The 235-nt window shown below is 62.6% G+C and carries 1 protein-coding gene; it reads left to right on the plus strand.

The window, feature by feature from the left end:
• A partial coding sequence (locus FNJ47_RS48990) for a hypothetical protein (protein ID WP_163163856.1) occupies nucleotides 1-235 on the plus strand: 235 nt, incomplete at both ends.

Consider the following 235-nt stretch of genomic DNA (forward strand, 5'->3'; position numbering starts at 1 on the left):
GCAACCGTGACCGACAAGGACGGCGATACGGCGAGCCAGAAGCTCGACCTGAGCAGCCACGTCACCTTCCACGATGACGGTCCGTCGATCTCGCTGAGCGGGACGGTGGCTTCGCTGAACACGTTCGAAGCCTATCTATCGGCTTCGACCAACGCCGGCATCAAAGGCTCGACACCGGATCTGGTGCCGACCCAGGGTCATGCGCTGGACAAGGAGAGCTTCGCCGGTGCGTTCA

It is taken from the genome of Bradyrhizobium uaiense (assembly GCF_010811875.1).
Classification (GTDB): Bacteria; Pseudomonadota; Alphaproteobacteria; order Rhizobiales; family Xanthobacteraceae; genus Bradyrhizobium; species Bradyrhizobium uaiense.